The organism is Pseudomonas sp. B3(2017) (assembly GCF_002113595.1).
Lineage (GTDB): Bacteria > Pseudomonadota > Gammaproteobacteria > Pseudomonadales > Pseudomonadaceae > Aquipseudomonas > Aquipseudomonas ekonensis.
Window position 1 is genome coordinate 62,828 of record NZ_NEIU01000012.1, and the last position, 23,561, is coordinate 86,388.

The window sequence follows — 23,561 nt, forward strand, 5'->3', positions numbered from 1 at the left end:
TTGTACGTCCTCATTCCTTGACGCAATCGACGGTGTACGACCGTCCGTTGCCATGGTCGTCATGTTGCAGTCCATGCACATCAGCCACGAAACCGGGGAAGCTTGCATCGAACGTGCGGGCAAACTTCAGGTATTCGATGATCGAACGGGTGGCCTCGGTGAAGCGCTCGCCCGGCATGATCAACGGGATGCCCGGCGGGTAAGGCACCAGCATCACCGCCGCCACCCGCCCTTCCAACTCATCGATGGGCACGGCCTCGACCTCGCCGCGCACCAGTTGGTCGTAGGCGTGGGCCGGCTTCATGGCGACCTCCGGCAGCACGGTGTACATGCGCTTGAGGTGCCTGGCCGTGGCGTTGGTGCGGTAGCAGCCATGCAATTGATCGCACAGGTCGCGCAGGCCCATGCCGCGGTAGCGCACCGCATCTTCCTGGGCGACGCACGGCAGGCAGGTGGCGAGGCTGACGTTGGCGTCATAGCTGCGCTTGAACTCCAGCAGCTCGGTCAGCAACGTGCTCCACTTGCCCTTGGTGATGCCCATGGAAAACAGCACCAAGAACGAATACAGGCCGGTCTTCTCCACCACCAGACCGCGCTCCCACAGGAACCGGCTGACCACCGCCGCCGGAATGCCCCTTTCGCTCAAGGCGCCGCCGGCGTTCAGGCCGGGCATCACCAACGTCACCTTGATCGGGTCGAGCAGCACGTAATCGTCGCCGACCTCGCCGAACCCGTGCCAGTCGGCCTCGGGCTGCAGCAGCCAGTCCTCGGTCTTCACCCGGTCGGTACCCTCGACGCCCGGCGGTTGCCAGATCGAGAACCACCAGTCATCGGCCGCGATGTGCTGGCGCAGGTTGGCCAGCGCCCGGCGGAAACTCAAGGCCTCGTCGAAGGTTTCCTGCAGCAGCGAACGCCCGGCCGGCCCTTCCATCATCGCCGACGCCACATCCAGCGACGCGATGATGCTGTACTGCGGCGACGTCGAGATGTGCATCATGAACGCTTCGTTGAAACGGTCGCGGTCCAACTGCCGCGCCCCGCCGTCCTGGACATGGATCATCGACGCCTGGCTGAACGCCGCGAGCAGTTTATGGGTGGAATGGGTGGTGAACACCAGCGGACTGTCGGCGCTGCGGGAGGTGGCCATGCCATAGCGGCCGGCGAAGAACTCGTGAAACGCGGCGTACGCATACCAGGCCTCGTCGAAATGCAGCACCTGCACGCTGTTGCCCAGGCTTTGCTTGATCAGCTCGGCGTTGTAGCACAAGCCGTCGTAGGTGGAGTTGGTGACCACCGCCAGCTTGACCTTCGGCTCGCGCCCCTGGGTCAGCGGGCTGGCGTCGATCTTGGCCTGGATCGACTCGCGGCTGAACTCGCTCAGGGGAATGGGGCCGATGATCCCCAGGTCATTGCGCTCCGGGCACAGGTACAGCGGAATCGCACCGGTCATGATGATCGCGTGCAGCACCGACTTGTGGCAGTTGCGATCCACCAGCACCAGGTCATCGCGCCCGACCATCGAATGCCAGACGATCTTGTTGGCGGTCGAGGTGCCGTTGATCACGAAAAAGGTGTGGTCGGCGCCGAAGTTGCGCGCCGCCCGCGCTTCGGCTTCGGCCAGGGGACCGGTGTGGTCGAGCAGCGAACCGAGCTCGGGCACCGACACCGACAGGTCCGAGCGCAGGGTGTTTTCGCCGAAGAACTGATGGAACGCCTGCCCCACCGGGCTCTTGTGGTACGCCACGCCACCGCCGTGGCCGGGGGTGTGCCAGGAATAGTTGGAGTCGGCGGTGTGCTGCACCAGCGCCTTGAAGAACGGCGGCAGCAGCCCGTCCAGGTACTTGCGCGCCGCCCGCGCCACTTGCCGAGCCAGGAACGGCACGGTGTCTTCGAACAGGTAGAGAATGCCGCGCAACTGGTTGAGCTCGGCCATGGCGTCGGCCGGGGCGTTTTCCAGGGTCACCTGCTCGCCCAAGGCGAAGATCGGCAACTCCGGCGCCCGCACCCGGGCCAGCCCGATCAGTTCGGCCATGTTGTGCAGCAAATGCGAGTTGGTGCTGGCGTCTTCGGCGGCGATCAGCATGCACGCCAAGCCATGATGGGTGGACGCCACCAGCCTGCCTTCGGTGTAGTCCGTGGCTGAAACGACCTTGAATCCTTCCTGCTCCAGCTCCCGGGCGATGCCCCGGATACGCTCGCCGGCAACCGTGTCGGCCTTGATGTCGCGGTGGACGATCAACACCGGAAACTTCAAATCTTTGTACATGGGGCCCAGAGTCCTGAGGCGGCAGCGCGCAGCGTGCCAATGTCCTCAGGGTAGAGGGTCAACGCCGTTGTTGCGAGGGTGGCCAGTTGGCTTCATGTCCGGGGAAGCGGTGCTTGCGCCGATCCGGTGACGAGGGACCGGATCAGGCCTGGGATTCGATCAGTTGCGTCCACAGCGCCGGTCCGCCGGCGGACTTGGCGATGATTTCCAGGCGCGCCGCGTGCTGCGCCAGTTCGTCTTCGCTGGCACGGATGATCCGGCCCGGTTGGCGGTCGGCCGGCAGGCGCCGGATCTCGGACGCGCGCCCGCTGCTTTCGCCGGAGCCGTCGGAGGCGTTGCCAGCCAGGGACAGGCTGGTCTGGCCGCCGGTCATGGTCAGGTAGACGTCGGCGAGGATCTCCGAGTCGAGCAACGCGCCGTGCAGCTCACGGCCGGAGTTGTCCACGCCATAACGCTTGCACAGCGCATCGAGGCTGTTGCGCTGGCCGGGGTGGCGCTCCCGCGCCATCATCAGGGTGTCGAGGATCGAGCAGTGGCGGGTGATGTCGGCCCGGTCCTGCTGGCCCAGCAAGGCGAATTCGTTGTTGATGAAGCCGACGTCGAACGCCGCGTTGTGGATGATCAGCTGCGCGCCGTTGATGAACTCGAAGAACTCGTCGGCCACTTCGGCGAAGCGGGGCTTGCCGACCAGAAACTCGTTGGTGATGCCGTGAACGCCGATCGCGCCCTCGTCGCTTTCCCGGTCCGGTTGCAGGTACACGTGAAAGTGCCGGCCCGTCAGGCGCCGACCCATCAGTTCGACGCAGCCGATCTCGATGATCCGGTGGCCGTCGGTCACCGGCATGCCGGTGGTTTCGGTATCGAGTACAACGGATCTGGTGGCCATCAGTGTTCAGCTCTCAACGGGTGCAATCGGACAAAGGCGGCGATGGTATCACGCTCGCCGCGGGGTTTCAGGTGGACCGCGTCGTGCCCGTCGCCGGCAGGCCGGCTCCCACATTGGATCTGCACAATGCATCAGTACCCTGTGGGAGCCAGCCTGCTGGCGATCGGCCGCATCACGGTGCACGGCCGGAATCAATCCTGCTTGTAGCCACGCACTTCGTCGACGCCACGGTTGGCCAATTGGTCGGCCCGTTCGTTGCCGTGATGGCCGATGTGGCCGCGCACCCATTTCCAGGTGACCTTGTGGCGGTTGACCTGCTCGTCCAGCTGCTTCCACAGGTCGGCGTTCTTCACCGGCTCCTTCGCGGCGGTTTTCCAGCCGCGCTTCTTCCAGTTGGCCATCCACTCGTTGATGCCTTTCATCACGTATTGCGAGTCGGTCACCAGCAGCACTTCGCACGGGCGCTTGAGGGCTTCCAGGCCGCGGATCGCGCCGAGCAGCTCCATGCGGTTATTGGTGGTGTTGGCTTCGCCGCCCCACAGTTCCTTCTCGACGCCCTTGCACACCAGCAAGGCGCCCCAGCCGCCGGGGCCGGGGTTGCCCTTGCAGGCGCCGTCAGTGAACAGTTCTACGTTATCGGTCATGCCAGTCATCCAGAAATTGCCGTGCCTCGCCGGACAGCGGCCGACGATGGCCGAGGCCGGGACAGGCCCGGCCGGAATATAAAGAAGGTGTCTACGGTTCGATGCGGCGGCGGTTGACCTTGGCCATCGGCAGCGGGATCAGCTTGCCCATCGGTTCGCGGCGCTCCTGGCGCACCGGGCGCAGGCCGACCACGATCTTGCGCGCCACCAGCAGGTAGAAGCCGCCGCCGGCCAGTTGCCAGGCGCCGGCGCGGCGTTCCCAGCCGGCCAGGCGCGCCTGCCACGCGGACGACGCAAGCGGCGGACGATAGCACCCGAAGCGGCGTTTCTCCAGCGCGAAGCCCAGCAGGTTGAGCCAGTCGGCGACCCGCGAGGGCGAGATGCAGCGCGCCTTGCGCAGGCCGTCATGGGCGAACACATGGCGCAGGCCCCAGGCGCTCCAGGGGTTGATGCCGATGATCAGCAGGTGCCCGCCGGGGCGCACGCTGCTGGCCGCCTCGCGCAGCAGGCCGTGGGGCGACAGGCAGAAATCCAGCCCGTGCTGCATGACCACCACGTCGGCCGCGTGCTCGCTCAACGGCCAGGCCTGTTCTTCGCAGACGATCTCTACCCCCGGCAACGGCGCGCCCAGGCGCACGTTGCGCTGCACCTGGGGCGCCGACGGCGGCGTCTCGGCGGACGGGCCGTAATGCACCAGGTAGCCGCCGAAGAAACGGCCCAGCTCGTCTTCGAGCATGCGCCGCTCCTCGTCCAGCAGGAATTGGCCCAGGGGCCCGGACAGCCACTCCCGGGCCGAACTGATCAGGGCCAGCCAGTCAGGATCGGCCTGAGCGAACGCTTTATCGGTCATGTCGTTCTCCAAAGCGCCACGAAGCTCTAAGATGCGCCAATGTTACCCGTTTGGCGAATCCGAAGATGATACAGATCAGTGCCCTCCCCGCGTTCACCGACAACTACATCTGGTTGTTGCAGGATCATTCAACCCACCGCTGCGCGGTGGTCGATCCGGGGGATGCCGCGCCGGTGCAGGACTGGCTCGACGCCCATCCGGGCTGGGTGCTGGGCGACATCCTGATCACCCATCACCACCATGACCACGTCGGCGGCGTCGAGGCGCTGAAGGCGGCCACGGGCGCCACCGTCCACGGCCCGGCCAGCGAGAAGATCCCCGGCCGCGACATCGCGCTCAAGGACGGCGACAAGGCCCGCGTGCTGGGCTGGGACTTCGACGTCTACGCCGTGCCCGGCCACACCCTGGGCCACATCGCCTACTACCGCCATGGCCTGCTGTTCTGCGGCGACACCCTGTTCGCCGCCGGCTGCGGCCGCCTGTTCGAAGGCACGCCGCAGCAGATGCACCATTCCCTGAGCCGCCTGGCCGCGCTGCCGGAAGACACGCTGGTCTACTGCACCCACGAATACACGTTGAGCAACCTGAAGTTCGCCGCCGCGGTCGAACCGGCCAACCCGGACATCGCCGCCCGTCTGGAAAAAGTCCGCCAGCAGCGGGAAAACGGCGTGATGACCCTGCCCTCGACCTTGGCCCTGGAAAAGCTCACGAACCCCTTTCTGCGGACGGGTGAAACATTAGTTAAACAAAAAGTGGACGAACGGAGCGGCCCTCAAAACCGGGCGCCGAGTGAGGTTTTTGCGGCACTGCGGGCCTGGAAAGACACGTTTTGAGGCATTCCCCAAACGGTACAAAAGTTCTGAACGGTTGACCGTTGGGGGTGCGCTTTCTAGAATCGCCCGACATTTTTGCCCGGAACTTACTTCCAGCCAATGTCGTCATCCATACGCAAGTCCGTCAACTCAGACGCACTGACCCGCCTGGCGCAAGCCATCGCGGTGGCTGTGTCCGCCACCCTGGCGGGCTGCTCCAGCCATGCGCCGCAGACTGACGCGACCCACGCGCCGAACATCGCTGCCCGGGCCAAACAGAAGCCGATCTGGCTGAACGAGAAGCCCAGCCCGCAGGTGCCCCAGGACATCTGGGCGCGGATGCGCGAAGGCTTCCAGCTGCAAGAGGGCCTGGGGGTCAACCCGCGCATCGAGCAGCAACGCCTTTGGTTCGCCAGCAACCCGTCGTTCCTCGAGAACGCCGGCGAACGCGGCAGCCTCTACATCCATTACATCGTCGAGCGCCTCGAAGAGCGCAACATGCCGCTGGAGCTGGCGCTGCTGCCGGTGATCGAAAGCGCCTACAACCCGATGGCCTACTCCCGGGCCGACGCGGTGGGCCTCTGGCAGTTCATCCCGTCCACCGGGCGCTCCTTCAACCTGCGCCAGACCCGCTTCTACGACGGCCGCCGGGACATCACCGCCTCCACCACCGCGGCAATGGACTACCTGACCCGCCTGCACGACATGTTCAACGGCGACTGGCTGCTGGCCCTGGCGGCCTACAACGCCGGCGAAGGCACGGTGAGCCGCGCCATCGAGCGCAACGAGCGCCTCGGCCTGCCGACCGACTACTGGAACCTGCCGCTGCCGGCCGAGACCCAGGCCTACGTGCCGAAGCTGCTGGCCCTGTCCCAGGTGGTCCTGGCGCCGGAAGCCTACGGCGTGAACCTCAACCCGATCGCCAACGAACCGTATTTCCAGGTCGTCGAGATCAACCAGCGCATGGATCTGTCCAAGGTCGCGGCGGTGGCCAACATCGACGAAGACGAGCTGTTCCAGCTCAACCCGGCGTTCAAGCAGCGCACCACCATCGACGGTCCGCAGCACCTGCTGGTGCCGACGTCCAAGGCGCAGCTGCTGACCGCCAGCCTGCAGACCATGCGGCCTGAAGAACTGATCAGCCCGCGCTCGCTCAAACCGGTGTTCGAGGGCGCCGACCCTGCCGAGGTCGCACAGCTCAAGCGCGCCTACCGGGTCAAGCGCGGCGACAACCTCGCCTCCATCGCCAAGGCCAACAAGGTCGAGGTCAAGGACCTGCAGCGCTGGAACAAGCTGTCCGGCAAGAACCTCAAGGTCGGCCAGACCCTGGTGATGCGCGACACCACCAAACGCACCCCGGCCCGCAATGCCGGCGGCCGCATCAACACCGTGGTCGCGGCCAACAGCAAGGGCGGCGCCAAGGCCGACGCCCAGAAGCAGACCCAGTACAAGGTCAAGCAAGGCGACACCCTGTACGTGGTGGCCAAGCGCTTCAACGTCGAGATGCAGCACCTCAAGCGCTGGAATCCGGGCGCGGGCAAGGCCCTCAAGCCTGGGCAGATGCTCACGGTCTACCAGCCGCACTGACAGCCTGACCGATAAGCCCTGCAGCGTTACGCTTGCAGGGCTTTTTTGTGGGAACAACTGTCTTGATCCTGTTCGGCGGCGGCTCAACTGACGCTATCGCCAGCAGGCTGGCTCCCACAGTGATTGACGTTCGCACGGCGGATTCATGTTCATTGCCCAACCCTGCGGGGCCCGCACAATTAACGGCGCATTAAGCGCTGTCTTTTTCCTGTCCGGACAAGCTGTTACTGTACGGGCCACATAGCCCAAGCCGCCTGGACCGGATCCGACTTGAAGCGTCCCTTCCTCCTGTTCCTGATCAGCCTGGCCTTGAGCTCTCCCGCAAGCGCGACCATCACCGAAAGCCACGGTTACGCGCAGTTCGGCACGCTCAAGTACCCGGCCAGCTTCACCCACTTCGACTGGGTCAACCCGCAGGCGCCCAAGGGCGGCACGTTGCGGGTGATGGCGTTCGGCACCTTCGATACGCTCAACCCCTACACCTTCAAGGGCACCAGCCCGGTCACCACGCCGAATTTCCTGCAGTACGGCATCAACGAGCTGAACGAACCGCTGATGGTCGGCACCGGCCAGTACGCGCCCTCCGGGGACGAGCCGGCCTCCAGCTACGGCCTGATCGCGCAATCGGTGGAATACAGCGAAGACCGCAGTTGGGTGGTGTTCAACCTGCGTCCGCAGGCGCGCTTCCATGACGGCACGCCGATCACCGCCTACGACGTCGCTTTTTCCTACCGCCTGCTGCTCAAGGAAGGCCATCCGCTGTACCGCACCAGCCTTCAGGAGGTGTCGCGGGTCGACATCCTCAGCCCGCAGCGCATCCGCTTCGTGCTCAAGCGTTCGGGCAATCCCTTGCTGATCCTGCGCCTGGGCGAACTGCCGGTGCTGCCCCAGCATTACTGGAAAGGCCGCGACTTCAAGGCCACCACCTTCGAACCGCCGCTGGGCAGCGGCCCTTACCGCATCACCTCGGTGACGCCCGGGCGCCAGTTGGTCTTCGAACGGGTCAAGGACTATTGGGGCAAGGACCTGCCGGTCAACCGCGGCAAGTACAACGTCGACCGCATGGAGGTCGAGTTCTACCGCGACAGCGACGTGGCCTTCGAAGCGTTCAAGGCCGACGAGTTCGACATCTACATCGAGCACCAGGCCAAGAACTGGGCCAACGGCTACAACTTCCCGGCCCTGCGCCGCGGCGAGGTGATCAAGGCGCAGATCCCGCACCGGATCCCGACCCAGAGCCAGGGCCTGTTCATGAACACCCGGCGTCCGGTCTTCGCCCAGATCAAGGTGCGCGAAGCCCTGGGCCTGATGTTCGATTTCGAATGGACCAACCGCGCCCTGTTCAGCGATGCCTACCGGCGCAGCGTCAGTTACTACCCCAACAGCGAATTCAGCGCCGAAGGCCTGCCGGTGGGCCATGAATGGCTGATACTCAAGCCGTACAAGGATCAGCTCCCGGCCCGCCTGTTCACCGAACCCTTCAGGCTACCGCAGACCGACGGCCGCGGCATCCCCCGGGACACCCTGCGCAAGGCCCTGGGGCTGCTGGCCGAAGCGGGCTGGACGCTCAACGGCCAACGCTTGCAGAACGCCGTCGGGCAACCCTTGCGCTTCGAGATCCTGCTGGTCAACCCGAACCTTGAGCGGATCCTCCAGCCCTATGTCGAGAACCTCAACGGCATCGGCATCGACGCCCGGCTGCGCACCGTGGACCGCGCCCAGTACAAGCAACGCCTGGATCAGTTCGATTTCGACATGATTCTGATGACGCTCAACCAGACCCTGAGCCCGGGGCTTGAGCAATGGCAGTACTTCCACTCAAGCCAGGCCGCCGTCAAGGGCAGCAAGAACTACGCCGGCATCGCCGACCCCGTGGTCGACCACCTGCTCGAGCAATTGCTCGCCGCCCGCACCCGGGACGAGCAGGTGGCCGCCGGCAAGGCACTGGACCGCGTGCTGCTGTGGCAGCACTACAGCATTCCCAACTGGTACCTCAATTATCACCGCCTGGCCTACCGCAACCGGTTCGCCTTCGTCACCACGCCCCCCTACACCCTGGGCCTGAGCGCGTGGTGGCTGAAGTCTTCGGAGAAAGATCGATGAAACCCTTCCGCGCCCTGCTCCTGCAGGCCAGCGGCCTGCTGTTCGCCGGGCTGGCCTGCGCCGCCCCGCAGCACGCCGTGACCCTGTACAACGAGCCGCCCAAATACCCGGCCGACTTCAAGCAGTTCGACTACGTGAACCCCGACGCGCCCAAGGGCGGGATCTTCCGCCAGGCCGGGTTCGGCGGCTTCGACAGCCTCAACCCGTTCATCAGCAAAGGCGTGCCGGCGGACAACATCGGGCAGATCTACGACACCCTCACCCGCCACAGCCTGGACGAGCCCTTCACCGAATACGGCCTGATCGCCGGCAAGATCGAAAAGGCCCCGGACAACAGCTGGGTGCGCTTCTACCTGCGCCCGGAGGCGCGCTTCCACGACGGCCATCCGGTGCGCGCCGAGGACGTGGTGTTCAGCTTCCAGACCCTCACCAAGGACGGCTCGCCCCTGTACCGCGGCTACTACAATGACGTCGACGACGTCATCGCCGAAGACCCGCTCAAGGTGCTGTTCAAGTTCAAGCACACCAACAACCGCGAACTGCCGCTGATCCTCGGCCAGTTGCCGGTGCTGCCGAAACACTGGTGGGCCAGCCGCGACTTCAACAAGGGCAACCTGGAGATCCCGCTGGGCAGCGGCCCGTACCGTGTGGCTGAAGTGAAGGCCGGACGCTCCGTGCGCTACGAGCGGGTCAAGGACTACTGGGGCAAGGACCTGCCGGTCAATCGCGGCTTCTACAACTTCGACGTGATGACCACCGACTACTACCGCGACAACACCGTGGCGCTGGAAGCCCTCAAGGCCGGGCAGTTCGACTATTGGCTGGAGATGACCGCCAAGAACTGGGCCAATGCCTACAACGTCCCCGCCGTCACCGAGGGGCGGCTGATCAAGGAGCAGATCCCCAACGGCAACCCCACCGGCATGCAGGGTTTCGTCTACAACCTGCGCCGTCCGGTGTTCCAAGACGTGCGGGTGCGTCAGGCCCTGAGCCTGCTGCTGGACTTCGAGTGGACCAACAAGCAATTGTTCAACAGCGCCTATGCGCGCACCCGCAGCTATTTCGAGAACTCGGAAATGGCCGCCACCGGCCTGCCGGACGCCGACCAACTGGCGATCCTCGACCCGTTCCGCAGCCAGTTGCCGGCCCAGGTGTTCAGCGAGGCATTCGAAAACCCCAAGACCGACGGCAGCGGCATGATCCGCCCGCAGCAGCGCGAGGCCTACCAGCTGCTGCAAGAGGCCGGCTGGAAGATCGTCGACGACAAGATGGTCGACGCCGACGGCAAACCGGTGGTCATCGAGTTCCTGCTGGCCCAGACCGATTTCGAGCGGGTGCTGCTGCCGTTCAAGCGCAACCTGAGCGACCTGGGCATCGACCTGGTGATCCGTCGCGTGGACGTCTCGCAGTACGTCAACCGCGTGCGTTCGCGGGACTTCGACATGATCGTCGGCAGCTTCCCGCAGTCCAACTCGCCGGGCAACGAGCAGCGCGAGTTCTGGATGAGCGCCGCCGCCGACAAGCCCAGCAGCCGCAACTCGATGGGCCTGAAGGATCCGGTGGTCGACCGGCTGGTGGAGCAACTGATCAACGCCGATTCGCGCAAGAGCCTGGTGGCCCACGCCCGGGCCCTCGACCGCGTGCTGCAATGGGGCTACTACGTGATCCCCAACTGGCACATCAAGACCTGGCGCGTAGCGTACTGGAACCACATCGGCCATCCGAAAGTCTCCCCCAAGTACGACATCGGCATTGATACCTGGTGGATCAAGCCCGACGCCAAACCGGCGATAGAAGTCCAGACCCAACTGCAGGCCGCCCCAGCGGACACGGAGTAATCAGATGCTGGCGTACATTTTTCGGCGACTGCTGCTGATCATCCCGACCCTGTTCGGCATCCTGCTGATCAACTTCGTGATCATCCAGGCCGCCCCCGGCGGGCCGGTGGAGCAGATGATCGCCAAGCTCGAAGGCTTCGAAGGCGCCACCAGCCGCATCGCCGGCGGCGGCGCCGAGGTGTCGGTGGCCGGTTCGTCCTACCGCGGCGCCCAGGGCCTGGATCCGGCGCTGATCAAGGAAATCGAGCACATGTACGGGTTCGACAAGTCGGCCCCGGAACGCCTGTGGATCATGGTCAAGAACTACGCCCGGCTGGATTTCGGCGACAGCTTCTTCCGCGACGCCAAGGTGATCGACCTGATCAAGGAAAAGATGCCGGTGTCGATCTCCCTGGGCCTGTGGAGCACGCTGATCATGTACCTGGTGTCGATCCCGCTGGGGATCGCCAAGGCCACCCGGCACGGCAGCCACTTCGACGTCTGGACCAGCTCGGCGATCATCGTCGGCTACGCGATCCCGGCGTTCCTGTTCGCGATCCTGCTGATCGTGGTGTTCGCCGGCGGCAGTTACCTGGACTGGTTCCCGCTGCGGGGCCTGACCTCGAACAACTTCGACGAACTGAGCCTGGGCGGCAAGGTCCTCGACTACTTCTGGCACCTGGCGCTGCCGGTGACCGCCCTGGTGATCGGCAACTTCGCGACCATGACCCTGCTGACCAAGAACAGCTTCCTCGACGAGATCAACAAGCAGTACGTGGTCACCGCCAAGGCCAAGGGCCTGACCCGCCGCCGCGTGCTGTACGGCCATGTGTTCCGCAACGCGATGCTGCTGGTGATCGCCGGGTTCCCGTCGGCGTTCATCGGCATCTTCTTCACCGGTTCCCTGCTGGTGGAAGTGATCTTCTCCCTCGACGGCCTCGGCCTGATGAGTTTCGAGGCGGCGATCAACCGCGACTACCCGGTGGTGTTCGGCACCCTGTTCATCTTCACCCTGCTGGGGCTGGTGGTGAAACTGATCGGCGACCTCACCTACACCCTGGTCGATCCGCGCATCGACTTCGAAAGCCGGGAGCATTGAGATGAACCTGTCCCCTCTCAACCGCCGCCGCTTCGAACTGTTCAAGGCCAACAAGCGCGGCTGGTGGTCGCTGTGGCTGTTCCTGATCCTGTTCGGCTTGAGCCTTGGCGCCGAACTGATCGCCAACGACAAGCCGCTGGCGATCCACTACGACGACCAATGGTATTTCCCGGCGCTCAAGCGCTACCCGGAAACCGCGTTCGGCGGCGAATTCCCGCTGGAGGCCAACTACAAGAGCCCGTACATCCGCGAACTGCTCCAGAGCAAGGACGCCTGGGTGCTGTGGGCGCCGATTCCGTTCAGCTACCAGAGCATCAACTACGACCTGAAGGTCCCCGCCCCCGCCCCGCCCTCGGCGGTCAACCTGCTGGGCACCGACGATCAGGGCCGCGACGTGCTGGCGCGGGTGATCTATGGCTTTCGCATCTCGGTGCTGTTCGCCCTCACTCTTACGGTGCTCAGTTCGCTGATCGGCGTGATCGCCGGCGCACTGCAAGGCTTCTACGGCGGCTGGGTCGACCTGGCCGGCCAGCGCTTCCTGGAGATCTGGTCGGGGCTGCCGGTGCTGTACCTGCTGATCATCCTGGCCAGTTTCGTGCAGCCGAACTTCTGGTGGCTGCTGGGGATCATGCTGCTGTTCTCCTGGATGAGCCTGGTGGACGTGGTGCGCGCCGAATTCCTGCGCGGGCGCAACCTCGAATACGTGCGGGCGGCCCGGGCGCTGGGGATGCGCAACGGCGCGATCATGTTCCGCCACATCCTGCCCAACGCCATGGTCTCGACCATGACTTTCATGCCGTTCATCCTGACCGGCGCCATCGGCACCCTCACGGCCCTGGACTTCCTCGGCTTCGGTTTGCCGGCGGGCAGCCCGTCGCTGGGCGAGCTGGTGGCCCAGGGCAAATCCAACCTGCAGGCGCCGTGGCTGGGCATGAGCGCGTTCGCCGTGCTGGCCCTGATGCTGAGCCTTCTGGTGTTCATCGGCGAATCCGCCCGCGACGCCTTCGACCCGAGGAAGTGAAATGAATCAGGACAATCTGATCGAAGTGCGCGACCTCGCCGTCGAGTTCGGCCTGGGCGACCGCATCCAGCGGGTGGTGGAGGGCGTGAGCTTCGACATCAAGCGCGGCGAGACCCTGGCCCTGGTCGGCGAAAGCGGCTCCGGCAAGTCGGTGACGGCGCACTCGATCCTGCGCCTGCTGCCCTACCCGCTCGCCCGCCATCCCGCCGGCAGCATCAACTACGCCGGGCAGAACCTGCTGGACCTGAAGGAAAAGACCATCCGCCACATCCGCGGCAACCGCATCGCGATGATCTTCCAGGAGCCGATGACCTCGCTCAACCCGCTGCACTCCATCGAGAAGCAGATCAACGAGGTGCTGGGCATCCACAAGGGCCTGACCGGCAAGGTCGCCACCCGGCGCACCCTGGAGCTGCTGGAGATGGTCGGCATCCCCGAACCCGCCAAGCGGCTCAAGGCCCTGCCCCACGAACTCTCCGGCGGCCAGCGCCAGCGGGTGATGATCGCCATGGCCCTGGCCAACGAGCCGGAGCTGCTGATCGCCGATGAGCCGACCACCGCGCTGGACGTGACCGTGCAGCTGAAAATCCTCGATCTGCTCAAGGAACTGCAGGCCCGGCTGGGCATGGCGCTGCTGCTGATCAGCCACGATTTGAACCTGGTGCGAAGAATTGCGCACCGCGTATGTGTCATGCAGCGCGGTTGCATCGTCGAACAGGCATCGTGCGCCGAGTTGTTCCGTTCTCCGCAGCATCCGTACACTCGGGAGCTGCTGGCGGCGGAGCCCAGCGGAGGCCCGGCGGGCAACAAGGCCGGGGCGCCGCTGCTGGAGGTCGAGGATCTGAAGGTCTGGTTCCCGATCAAGAAAGGCCTGTTCAAGCGCACGGTGGACCACGTCAAGGCCGTGGACGGCATCCGCTTCAGCCTGCCTCAGGGGCAGACGTTGGGGATCGTGGGCGAAAGCGGTTCCGGCAAGTCGACGCTGGGTCTGGCGATTCTGCGGCTGATCGGCAGCCGCGGCGGCATCCGTTTCGAGGGCAAGCAGCTAGACTGCCTGACGCAGAACGAAGTCCGCCCGCTGCGCCGGGAGATGCAGGTGGTGTTCCAGGATCCGTTCGGCAGCCTGAGCCCGCGCATGTGCGTGAGCCAGATCGTCGGCGAAGGCCTGCGGATCCACGGGATCAGCACCGAAGCGGAGCAAGAGGCGGCGATCATCGCCGCGTTGAAGGAGGTAGGCCTGGATCCGGAGACCCGGCACCGCTACCCCCATGAATTTTCCGGTGGGCAACGGCAGCGTATCGCCATTGCCCGGGCCCTGGTGCTCAAGCCGGCGCTGATCCTGCTGGACGAGCCCACTTCGGCGCTCGACCGGACGGTGCAGCGGCAAGTGGTGGAGCTGTTGCGTTCACTGCAAGCCAAGTACAACCTGACGTATTTGTTCATCAGCCATGACCTGGCTGTCGTCAAAGCGCTGAGCCACCAGCTGATGGTGGTCAAGCATGGCCAAGTGGTCGAACAGGGGGACGCGCAAGACATCTTTGCCGCCCCCCGACATCCGTATACACAGCAGTTGCTGGAAGCCGCTTTTTTGGCGCCAGCCTCTGCGCAATAACCTGAAAGAGGAGCAACACATGGGTTTTCTCGCCGGTAAGCGCGTACTGATCGTCGGTGTCGCCAGCAAGCTGTCCATCGCATCCGGCATCGCTGCCGCCATGCATCGCGAGGGCGCTGAGCTTGCCTTCACTTATCAGAACGACAAATTGAAAGGTCGTGTCGAAGAGTTCGCCGCAGGCTGGGGTTCGAGCGCGGATCTGTGCTTCCCTTGCGACGTGGCCAGCGACGAAGAGATCGCCAAGGTCTTCGAGGAGCTGAGCAAGAAGTGGGACGGCCTGGACTGCATCGTGCACTCCGTCGGCTTCGCCCCGGGCGACCAACTGGACGGCGACTTCACCGAAGCCACCACCCGCGAAGGTTTCCGCATCGCCCACGACATCAGCGCCTACAGCTTCGTGGCCCTGGCCAAGGCCGGCCGCGAGATGATGAAAGGCCGCAACGGCAGCCTGCTGACCCTGTCCTACCTGGGCGCCGAGCGCACCATGCCGAACTACAACGTGATGGGCATGGCCAAGGCTTCGCTGGAAGCCGGCGTGCGTTACCTGGCCGGCTCCCTGGGCCCGGACGGCACCCGCGTCAACTGCGTATCGGCCGGCCCGATCCGCACCCTGGCCGCTTCCGGCATCAAGAACTTCCGCAAGATGCTGGCCGCCAACGAAGCGCAGACCCCGCTGCGCCGCAACGTCACCATCGAAGAAGTCGGCAACGCCGGCGCCTTCCTGTGCTCCGACCTGGCGTCGGGCATCAGCGGTGAAATCATGTACGTGGACGGCGGCTTCAACACCACCGCCATGGGCAACATCGAAGAGTGATCTTCGGTTAGCCGACGAAAAACCCGCCATCCGGCGGGTTTTTTGTGCCTGCGGATCCTGCATTCCCCCGGGTCCCCGTGGGAATGCAGCATCTGCATGCGATGGCGGCGTGTCAGGCATGAAGGTTTCAACTGTCCCGGCCTCATCGCCAGCAGGCTGGCTCCCACAGTGGATCCCACCTGCCCGCAGGATCTCTGCACACCGCTGAACCCTATGGGAGCTTGCCTGCAAGCGATGAGGCCAGCACTGCCGACATCTCTGCTGCCTGACCCACCGCCATCGCGGGCAAGCCCGCTCCCACAGGAACCGCAGGTGTCTGCAGAATCGGCAAACATCACCGAAACCTGTGGGAGCTGGCTTGCCAGCGATGAGGCCAGCACTGCCGACATCTCTGCTGCCTGACCCACCGCCATCGCGGGCAAGCCCGCTCCCACAGGAACCGCAGGTGTCTGCAAGATGGGTTGCACACCACCGAACCCTATGGGAGCTTGCCTGCTGGCGATGGGGCCGGCACTGCTGACATCTCTGTTGCCTGACCCACCGCCATCGCGAGCCCCTGCGGTCAGCGGCGCTTCAGCGCCTGTTTGTGCGCATACATCGCCCCGTCGGCGTCGGCCAGCAGCCGATCCACCGTGTCGTGCCGCTGCGGGTCATATTCGATCTGGCCGACGCTGAAGCGGATGTCGTAGCCGCGTTGCAGGGTGGCGTTGCGCTCGTCGAGGATGTCCTTGAGCCGGGCCATGATCGACGTGGTCTCGACATGGCTGGAGCCGGTCAGCAGCGCCACGAACTCGTCGCCGCCGAGCCGGCCCACCACGTCGCTCTCCCGGAAGGCGATGCGCAGCACGTCGGCGAAGGTCTTGAGGGCGCTGTCGCCCTCGGCGTGGCCGAACAGGTCGTTGATCTGCTTGAAGTCGTTGAGGTCGAAGAACAGCAGCGTCGCCGGTTTGCCGAGCCGGACGCAGGCGTCCAGGCCATGCTGCGCCAAGGCCTTGAAGCCCCGGCGGTTGGACAGCAGCGTCAGCTCGTCCAGGGTCGCCATCTGCACCGCCATCAGCTCCTGCTCGGCCATCCGGGCGAGATCGCGCAGCAGTTCGCGCTCTTCGTCGTCGAGCCGGCGGGGTTTGGTGTCGATCAGGCACAGCGTGCCCAGCTTGCTGCCGTCACCGACCGTCAGCGGGCAACCGGCATAGAAGCGGATGCCGGGATTGCCGGTGACCAGCGGGTTGTCGTGGAAGCGCTCGTCCTGCGCCGCATCGTCGACCTGCAGGATCTGATCGCCCAGGATCGCATGGCCGCAGAACGACACGTCACGCCCGGTCTCCGTGGCGTCGAGCCCCACGCACGACTTGAACCACTGGCGCTCGGCATCCACCAGGCTGACCAGCGCGATCGGCACGTTGAACACCCGCCGCGCCAGGCGGGTGAGGCGGTCGAAGCGTTCCTCAGGCAAGGTGTCGAGGACATTGAGCCCGTGCAGCGTCGCTACGCGGGCCTGCTCATTGACGGGTTTTCCGGGGGGCAACATCGCTCACTCCATTGAGGGGTCTGCCCCTGAGCGTAGACCATCAGCCGCCCGTCACCGGACACGGCCCGCCGGCACCGGCCCACAGCTTGAACTGTTCGACGAAAATATCGTGCGGCACCGGCACGCGTTGGCGCCCGGCGCCGGGGTTCCAGCCCCAGAGCACCAGCTTGTCTTCGCTGACATGCTTGATCAGCGCCGCGAAGTCGCGGTCGCCGTTGCTGGCGCGGTCCTTGATCATGGCGCACAGCCTGTCCGGCGGCAGGCCGATCCAGGCCATCTTGTGCGCGGCCGGCGGCAGGCTCCAGTGCGGCGCTCCCGGGGGCGCATGGGGGCCGTAGCTGGCCGGCGGATTGCTTTCGGCGTGGCAGGTGGCGCAGGGCAGCCCGGCGGCGCCCTTGCCGTCCAGCCCGCGCACCACGTTCATCGCATGGGGCGTGCCGGCGTCGAACTGCAACGGCGAATCGCCGGGAATGTGGCAGTTCTGGCAGCGCGGGCTCTGGAACACCTTCTGCACCGTGCCGAACGCCTTCAAGGCTTCCTGATCGTCGGCGAACAGATCCGAGGCGTAGCCGCCCAGACCGATCAGAATCACCGTGCCCAACAGCAGATGGCGTCTCATCTCACACCCCCGACAGTTGCAGCGGCAGTTCCCGCAGGCGTTGCCCGGTCAGGGCGTACAGCGCGTTGGCCACCGCCGGCGCGGTGGGCGGCACCCCTGCCTCGCCGATGCCGCCGGGCTTGTCGGTGCTGGGCACGATGTGCACCTCGACCGTCGGCATCTCGTTCAGGCGCAGCACCTGATAGTCGTGATAGTTGGACTGCACCACCCGCCCGTCCTTGACGGTCAGTTTGCTGTGCAGCGCCATGCCCAGGCCGAAGGTGATGCACGACTCCATCTGCGCGGCGATGCTCTGCGGGTTGACCGCAATCCCGCAGTCCACCGCGCACACCACCCGGTGCACGCGGATCGCCAGGTTGTCCTGGGACACCTCGGCCACCTGCGCCACGTAACTGCCGAACGACTCGTGCACCGCCACCCCGAGGGCGTGGCCGTCGGGCAGCGGCGCCTTCCAGCCTGCCTTCTCCACCGCCAGGTTGAGCACCCCGAGGTGGCGCGGATGGGCCTTGAGCAAGGTGCGCCGGTACTCCACCGGATCCTTGCCCGCCGCTGCGGCCAGCTCGTCGATCAGCGACTCCATGACGAACGCGGTGTGGGTGTGCCCCACCGAGCGCAGCCACAGCACGTTGATGCCGGTCTGCGGCGAATGCAGTTCGACCTGCCGGTGCGCCAGTTCCTTGAGGTAAGGGCTGTCGGCCACGCCTTCGACCGAGGTCGGGTCGATGCCGTTCTTGACCATGGTCGCTTCCAGCAAGGTGCCGGTCATGATCGACTGCCCGACCAGCACATGCTGCCAGGCCTGCGGCAGGCCGTCGGCGCCGAGCCCGACCCGGGCCTGGTGCAGGAACATCGAGCGGTAGTAGCCGCCGCGGATGTCGTCCTCCCGCGACCACACGGTCTTCACCGGCATGGCCGCCGCCTTCGCCACCTGCACCGCTTCGGCGACGAAGTCAGAAGTCGGGTTGGCCCGCCGGCCGAAGCCGCCGCCGAGGAACTCGGTGTGGATCTCGACCTGCTCAGGCTTCAGCCCGGTGATCTTGCCGGCGATCATCTGATCCAAAGTCTGGAACTGGGTGCCGGTCCAGATCTCGCACTTGTCGGCGCTGATCTTCACCGTGCAGTTGAGCGGCTCCATCGGCGCGTGGGCCAGGTACGGCACGCTGTATTCGACCTCGATCTTCTTCGCGGCCTTGGCGAAGTTGCCCTTGGCGTCCCCGGCCTGGCTGGCGGAGGTGCCCGGGGTGGCCGCCAGTTTGCGGAAGCTGTCCAGCAGCTTCTCGCTGCTCAGGTCCGCGTGGGGGCCCGGATCCCAATCGACCTTCAGCGCGTCTCGGCCCAACTTGGCCGCCCAGTAGTGCTCGGCGATCACCGCCACCCCGCTGGGCACCTGCACCACCTTGTGCACGCCGGGCACCGCCAGCGCCTCGGCGCCTTCGAAGGATTTGACGGTGGCGCCGAACACCGGCGCCCGGGCGACCATCGCGGTCATCAGCCCGTCGAACTGCACGTCCATGCCGAACTTGGCGCGGCCGGTGATTTTCTCCGGGGTGTCGAGGCGCTTGGTGGGTTTGCCGATGACTTTCCAGTCCTTGGCCTGCTTGAACACGATGGTTTTCGGATCCGGCGCCGGCAGTTGTCCGGCGGCGTCCGCCAGTTCGCCGTAGGTGGCGCGCTGGTCGCCGGCGATCACCACGCCGGACTCGGTGCGAATCGCCGAAGGCGCCACCCCGAAGCGCTTGGCCGCCGCCTCGACCAGCATCTGCCGCGCCGTGGCCCCGGCCAGGCGGTAGCGGTCGAACTCCATCCAAGTCGAGGTCGAACCGCCGGTGATCTGCATCCCGCCGAAGGCCGGCATGCCGTAGTCGGCCGCCGACGCCGGCGAATGCTCGACGCGGATCTTCGACCAGTCGGCGTCCAGCTCTTCGGCGATCAGCATGGTCAGGCCGGTCCAGATGCCCTGGCCCATTTCCGAATGGCCCAGCAGCACGGTGACGCTGTCGTCGGCGCCGATGCGCAGGAAAGCGTTGGGCGCAAACACCTTGCCTTCATTGTCCGCCGCCCTGGCGAAACGATGCCCGCCGGGCACATTGAACGCCACCACCAGCCCGCCGCCCAGCACGGCGCTGCCCTTGAGAAATCCCCGACGGGATACGGAACCGTTCATCGCTCGCCTCCTTTGGCCGGACTCATCCGATGTCGGCCGCGCGTTTGACCGCCGCGCGGATTCTCGGATAGGTGCCGCAGCGGCAGATGTTGCCGGAGAGCGCCTGGTCGATGTCGCTGTCGGTGGGCTTGGGGATCTTCGCCAGCAGCGCGGCGGCGGACATGATCTGCCCGGACTGGCAGTAGCCGCACTGCACCACGTCCAGCTCGGCCCAGGCCCGCTGCACCGGGTGCGAGCCGTCGCTGGACAGGCCTTCGATGGTGAGGATTTTCTGGCCATGGGCCACGGCGGTGGCCGGCGTGATGCACGAGCGCATCGGCGCGCCGTCGACGTGGACGGTGCAAGCGCCGCACTGGGCCATACCGCAGCCGAATTTGGTGCCGGTCAGGTGCGCGACGTCGCGCAGGACCCAGAGCAACGGCATGTCCGCCGGGACATCGAGCTCCTGATCCTTGCCGTTGATGTTCAAGGTCAGCATCGGGGACTTCCTCAGACTCACGGTGTTCTGAAGGGGGCGTCGCTGCGGCGGTCGATGCCTGCGCGCGCCTCGGTTATCCCTTTGAGCTAAGCGCAATTTGCCCCGACGGCCAGCCGCCGCGACCGCCGGTCATCCGTTCACAGCATCGCCGCCACCTGCTGCGCCGTGGCTTTGGCCGACTGAGGATTCTGCCCGGTCACCAGCCGGCCGTCGGTGACGACCTTGGAAGTGAACGGCAGCAGCGCCTTTTCGTAGCGCGCGCCGCGTGCCTTCATCTGCTGTTCCGAGTTGTACGGCACCTTGCCCGCAACGCCGGCCAGCACTTCCTCGAACCATGAATAACCGGTGACCTTACGCCCGGCCACCAGCAGGCTGCCGTCCGACAGCCGCGTGTTGAGCAGCCCGCAATAGCCGTGACAGACCGACGAGACGATGCCGCCCCGCTCGTAGATCTCCCGGGTCAGCCGCTGCAGGCCGGCGTCCTCGGGAAAGTCCCACATCACCGCGTGCCCGCCGGTGAAATAGATCGCATCGAATTCGGCCGTGTCGACCTGGTCAGGGCTGGCGGTTTCGGCCAGCAGCGCCATGCTCGCCGGTTCGTTGAGCCAGGCGCTGGCCGAACGGTCGAGCATCGGCCACTTCAGGGCGCGCGGCTCCAGGGGGCTGGCGCCGCCGAGCGGGCTGACCAGCCGCTGCTCGAAGCCCTTGGCGGCGAACACCTGCCAGGCGTGGGTCAGTTCACCCAGCCAAAGCCCGGTCGGCTCGGACGGGTCGGCATAGTGGGCGACGTTGGTGACGACATGGAGGATCCGGCGGGTCATTTCGATCACTCGCTCCTGTGGGTGGCGGTCTGGCCGAACGCGTTCAGCGGCACCGGCAGGTTCAGCACGATCTGCGCATCCTTGATCACGTCCAGGCGCAGGATCCGCGAAGCCCCCAGGCCGTCGAGCAACTGGCTCAGCGGGCCGCCGGCGCGCTCCAGCCGCACGTTTCGGGGGAACAGGCGTTGGGCAAAGGATAGTGTGTTGCTCTGCACCACGCTCTGGTGCCACAGGCCGTCGACCTGATGGATCATGGTGGCGGTGCCCATGCGCGACTGGGGCTGCACGTGGCTCAGCGGCGGCAGCGGCACCTTGAGCTGCAGGTCCGGCAAGCCCTTGGGCCCGGCGATGCAGGCGCTGACCTCGGCGCCGATGCTCACTTCGATGTCGGCGCGCCACTTGGGCAGCTGATAGCCGTGAACGCCGCGCACACGGGCGATCTCGGTGTTCACCGGCAGCGCCAGCACATGGGCGGTGAAACTGCGCCGGCGCATGGCGTCCATCAGTTCCAGCGCGTGGGAGCCACGGGCCCCGGGACGGCGCACGACGACCGCCACCGACACTTCGTCATAGGGGTCGTTGTCGCACACCGAATAGGTGAAGAACGTCAGCGCCACCAGCCCGTAGCCGGGAAAGGCCCGCAGCGGTTCGAGCGGCGCCGGCAAGGTGGCGCGCAACCGGTCCAGGGGCGCCAGGAACAGCAGCTGGACGCTGCCGGTGCGGTAATAGAAGTTCGGCGCCCAGGTCGGTCCGACGCGGGAGGCCACCTGCTGCTTGGGAATGCGCCGGAAGAAGTCGATGTTGCCGGCCGCCTTGTCCCGGGCCACCTGATCGAGGTCGGGGTTCATCCGGAAGCGGTCGTAGTAGCCGCCCTCCAGCACCTCGACCGTGTGCGGCCCGAATTCGACCTCTGTAAAGCGCTTGCTCATGTTGGCTGACCTTTCTCGGTGAGTGGCCCGGCAGAGAGCCGGTGCGCCTCACTCTAAGATTCAACCGAACTTTAAGGTCAAGCCGATGGCGCCTGTCGTCCGTCATTCACGGGACTGATCGGCGAGGGGCCGCGACCGTTCGTAAATTCCTTGACCTTAAAGCCCGCTTCAATCCTAGAGTTGATAACGCTTGTCAACAAACCACCCTGTTTTGAGGAGTCGCGAACATGGGCTATGTCACCACGAAAGACGGCGTCGAGATCTTCTACAAGGACTGGGGCCCCAAGGATGCCCCGGTGATCCACTTCCACCACGGCTGGCCGCTGAGCGCCGACGACTGGGACGCGCAGATGCTGTTCTTCCTCGCCCAAGGCTTTCGGGTGGTCGCCCACGACCGCCGCGGCCACGGGCGGTCGAGCCAGGTCTGGGACGGCCATGACATGGACCACTACGCCGACGACGTGGCGGCGGTGGTCAACCATCTGGGCACGCAGAAGGCCGTGCACGTCGGCCACTCCACCGGCGGCGGCGAGGTCATCCACTACATCGCGCGGCACGGCGAGGATCGGGTGGCCAAGGCCGCGATCATCAGCGCGGTGCCGCCGCTGATGGTCAAGACCGCCGCCAACCCCGGCGGCCTGCCCAAATCGGTGTTCGACGACCTGCAGGCGCAGCTCGCGGCCAACCGTTCGCAGTTCTACCACGACGTGCCCGCCGGGCCGTTCTACGGCTACAACCGGCCCGGCGCCAAGCCGCTGGAGGCGGTGGTGCTGAACTGGTGGCGCCAGGGCATGATGGGCGGCGCCAAGGCCCATTACGACGGCATTGTGGCCTTCTCCCAGACCGACTTCACCGAAGACCTCAAGCGCGTGACGATCCCGGTGCTGGTGATGCACGGCGACGATGACCAGATCGTGCCCTACGAGAACTCGGGCGTGCTGTCGGCGAAATTGCTGAAGAACAGCACCCTGAAGATCTATCCGGGCTTCCCCCACGGGATGCCGACGACCCACGCCGAGACGATCAACGCCGACCTGCTGGCGTTCATCCGCAGTTGACGCAACGGCGGCCGGGGCCGGACGGCCCCGGTTCACCTACCCTTCCTCGCGCCCCGTCCCTTCGCGGTCGCGCGGGTAGTGCCTGGCCAGCGCGAACGCCGGCAGCCACGATTCGCGCCGCACCGTCCACAGCTCATAGGTCGGCTGCAGCTGGTCTGGCGCATCGAGCGAGCCCAGGTTCACTTCGATTTCGTCGCCCGAGCGGGAGAACACCGACGAGCCGCAGCGCGGGCAAAAGAATCGCCCGCCGTAGCTGCCGGACTGGCCGGTGACCGTCACTGCGCCCTCGGGAAAGATCGCCGACGCATGGAACAGCGCGCCATGGAACTTGCGGCAATCGAGGCAGTGACAGATGCCCACCCGGTAAGGCCGGCCCGTCGCTTCGATACGGACTTCGCCGCACAGACAACCGCCCGTGAACCGATCCATGCTGCACCTCCGCAAAATGGAATA

General features: G+C 65.7%; 20 protein-coding genes. 9 read left to right on the plus strand and 11 right to left on the minus strand.

The genetic code is table 11. The annotated features are described in order from the left end of the window. Positions 1 to 10: 10 nt before the first annotated feature. The 4 genes from CAG33_RS17950 to CAG33_RS17965 all read right to left on the minus strand — a co-directional run bounded on the left by CAG33_RS17950 (position 11) and on the right by CAG33_RS17965 (position 4,646). A complete protein-coding gene (locus tag CAG33_RS17950) occupies positions 11 to 2,266 on the minus strand; it encodes an Orn/Lys/Arg decarboxylase N-terminal domain-containing protein (RefSeq protein ID WP_085639812.1) in 2,256 nt (751 codons plus the stop codon). A gap of 142 nt (positions 2,267 to 2,408) precedes the next feature. Further along, positions 2,409 to 3,152 carry a DNA polymerase III subunit epsilon gene (gene dnaQ, locus CAG33_RS17955; RefSeq protein ID WP_085583562.1) on the minus strand — a complete coding sequence of 248 codons (744 nt, stop codon included), beginning with the start codon at positions 3,150 to 3,152 and terminating at the stop codon, positions 2,409 to 2,411. 191 nt (positions 3,153 to 3,343) lie between these two features. Further along, on the minus strand, positions 3,344 to 3,796 hold the full coding sequence (rnhA, locus tag CAG33_RS17960) for a ribonuclease HI (protein ID WP_085583560.1): 453 nt from the start codon (positions 3,794 to 3,796) through the stop codon (positions 3,344 to 3,346). Between the two features lie 91 nt (positions 3,797 to 3,887). Then, a complete protein-coding gene (locus CAG33_RS17965; protein WP_085583558.1) occupies positions 3,888 to 4,646 on the minus strand; it encodes a class I SAM-dependent methyltransferase in 759 nt (252 codons plus the stop codon). 65 nt (positions 4,647 to 4,711) lie between these two features. On the opposite strand from CAG33_RS17965, the gene gloB reads away from it, so the two are divergent. From gloB to fabI, 8 genes are all read left to right on the plus strand, one after another. Continuing rightward, positions 4,712 to 5,479, plus strand: a complete 768-nt coding sequence (gene gloB / locus CAG33_RS17970) for a hydroxyacylglutathione hydrolase (protein ID WP_085583622.1) — start codon at positions 4,712 to 4,714, stop codon at positions 5,477 to 5,479. Between the two features lie 99 nt (positions 5,480 to 5,578). Next, positions 5,579 to 7,045: a transglycosylase SLT domain-containing protein gene (locus CAG33_RS17975; protein ID WP_085583556.1), complete on the plus strand. Its 1,467-nt coding sequence runs from the start codon at positions 5,579 to 5,581 to the stop codon at positions 7,043 to 7,045. 270 nt (positions 7,046 to 7,315) lie between these two features. Further along, positions 7,316 to 9,148: an extracellular solute-binding protein gene (locus CAG33_RS17980; RefSeq protein ID WP_085639815.1), complete on the plus strand. Its 1,833-nt coding sequence runs from the start codon at positions 7,316 to 7,318 to the stop codon at positions 9,146 to 9,148. Continuing rightward, positions 9,145 to 10,986, plus strand: coding sequence for an extracellular solute-binding protein (locus CAG33_RS17985; protein ID WP_085639818.1), 1,842 nt, complete (start codon positions 9,145 to 9,147; stop codon positions 10,984 to 10,986). Before CAG33_RS17980 ends, CAG33_RS17985 begins: the two co-directional genes overlap by 4 nt. 4 nt (positions 10,987 to 10,990) lie before the next feature. After that, positions 10,991 to 12,064 (plus strand): microcin C ABC transporter permease YejB, encoded by a 1,074-nt coding sequence (locus CAG33_RS17990; RefSeq protein ID WP_085583550.1) that lies wholly within the window; start codon positions 10,991 to 10,993, stop codon positions 12,062 to 12,064. Position 12,065: 1 nt separating this feature from the next. Continuing rightward, positions 12,066 to 13,085 (plus strand): ABC transporter permease, encoded by a 1,020-nt coding sequence (locus CAG33_RS17995; RefSeq protein WP_085583548.1) that lies wholly within the window; start codon positions 12,066 to 12,068, stop codon positions 13,083 to 13,085. 1 nt (position 13,086) lies between these two features. Continuing rightward, positions 13,087 to 14,697: an ABC transporter ATP-binding protein gene (locus CAG33_RS18000; protein WP_085639821.1), complete on the plus strand. Its 1,611-nt coding sequence runs from the start codon at positions 13,087 to 13,089 to the stop codon at positions 14,695 to 14,697. A 19-nt stretch (positions 14,698 to 14,716) separates the two neighbouring features. After that, positions 14,717 to 15,511, plus strand: coding sequence for an enoyl-ACP reductase FabI (fabI, locus tag CAG33_RS18005; protein WP_085583544.1), 795 nt, complete (start codon positions 14,717 to 14,719; stop codon positions 15,509 to 15,511). Positions 15,512 to 16,073: 562 nt separating this feature from the next. Here the strand turns inward: fabI and CAG33_RS18010 are convergent. The 6 genes from CAG33_RS18010 to CAG33_RS18035 all read right to left on the minus strand — a co-directional run bounded on the left by CAG33_RS18010 (position 16,074) and on the right by CAG33_RS18035 (position 22,050). Then, positions 16,074 to 17,039, minus strand: a complete 966-nt coding sequence (locus CAG33_RS18010; RefSeq protein ID WP_085639824.1) for a diguanylate cyclase — start codon at positions 17,037 to 17,039, stop codon at positions 16,074 to 16,076. 40 nt (positions 17,040 to 17,079) lie between these two features. Next, positions 17,080 to 17,658, minus strand: a complete 579-nt coding sequence (locus CAG33_RS18015; RefSeq protein ID WP_085639827.1) for a hypothetical protein — start codon at positions 17,656 to 17,658, stop codon at positions 17,080 to 17,082. Position 17,659: 1 nt separating this feature from the next. Next, positions 17,660 to 19,822: a xanthine dehydrogenase family protein molybdopterin-binding subunit gene (locus tag CAG33_RS18020; protein WP_085639830.1), complete on the minus strand. Its 2,163-nt coding sequence runs from the start codon at positions 19,820 to 19,822 to the stop codon at positions 17,660 to 17,662. A 22-nt stretch (positions 19,823 to 19,844) separates the two neighbouring features. Beyond that, complete coding sequence (locus CAG33_RS18025) at positions 19,845 to 20,300, minus strand: (2Fe-2S)-binding protein (protein WP_085583535.1); 456 nt, start codon at positions 20,298 to 20,300, stop codon at positions 19,845 to 19,847. A gap of 137 nt (positions 20,301 to 20,437) precedes the next feature. After that, positions 20,438 to 21,121 carry a type 1 glutamine amidotransferase domain-containing protein gene (locus tag CAG33_RS18030; RefSeq protein ID WP_085639958.1) on the minus strand — a complete coding sequence of 228 codons (684 nt, stop codon included), beginning with the start codon at positions 21,119 to 21,121 and terminating at the stop codon, positions 20,438 to 20,440. 5 nt (positions 21,122 to 21,126) lie between these two features. Further along, positions 21,127 to 22,050, minus strand: a complete 924-nt coding sequence (locus CAG33_RS18035) for an acetoacetate decarboxylase family protein (RefSeq protein WP_085639833.1) — start codon at positions 22,048 to 22,050, stop codon at positions 21,127 to 21,129. 227 nt (positions 22,051 to 22,277) lie between these two features. Between CAG33_RS18035 and CAG33_RS18040 the strand changes: the two genes are divergently transcribed. Further along, positions 22,278 to 23,108: an alpha/beta fold hydrolase gene (locus CAG33_RS18040; RefSeq protein ID WP_085583531.1), complete on the plus strand. Its 831-nt coding sequence runs from the start codon at positions 22,278 to 22,280 to the stop codon at positions 23,106 to 23,108. 36 nt (positions 23,109 to 23,144) lie between these two features. Here the strand turns inward: CAG33_RS18040 and CAG33_RS18045 are convergent, their stop codons facing one another. After that, on the minus strand, positions 23,145 to 23,537 hold the full coding sequence (locus CAG33_RS18045; RefSeq protein WP_085639836.1) for a GFA family protein: 393 nt from the start codon (positions 23,535 to 23,537) through the stop codon (positions 23,145 to 23,147). Positions 23,538 to 23,561: the final 24 nt, after the last annotated feature.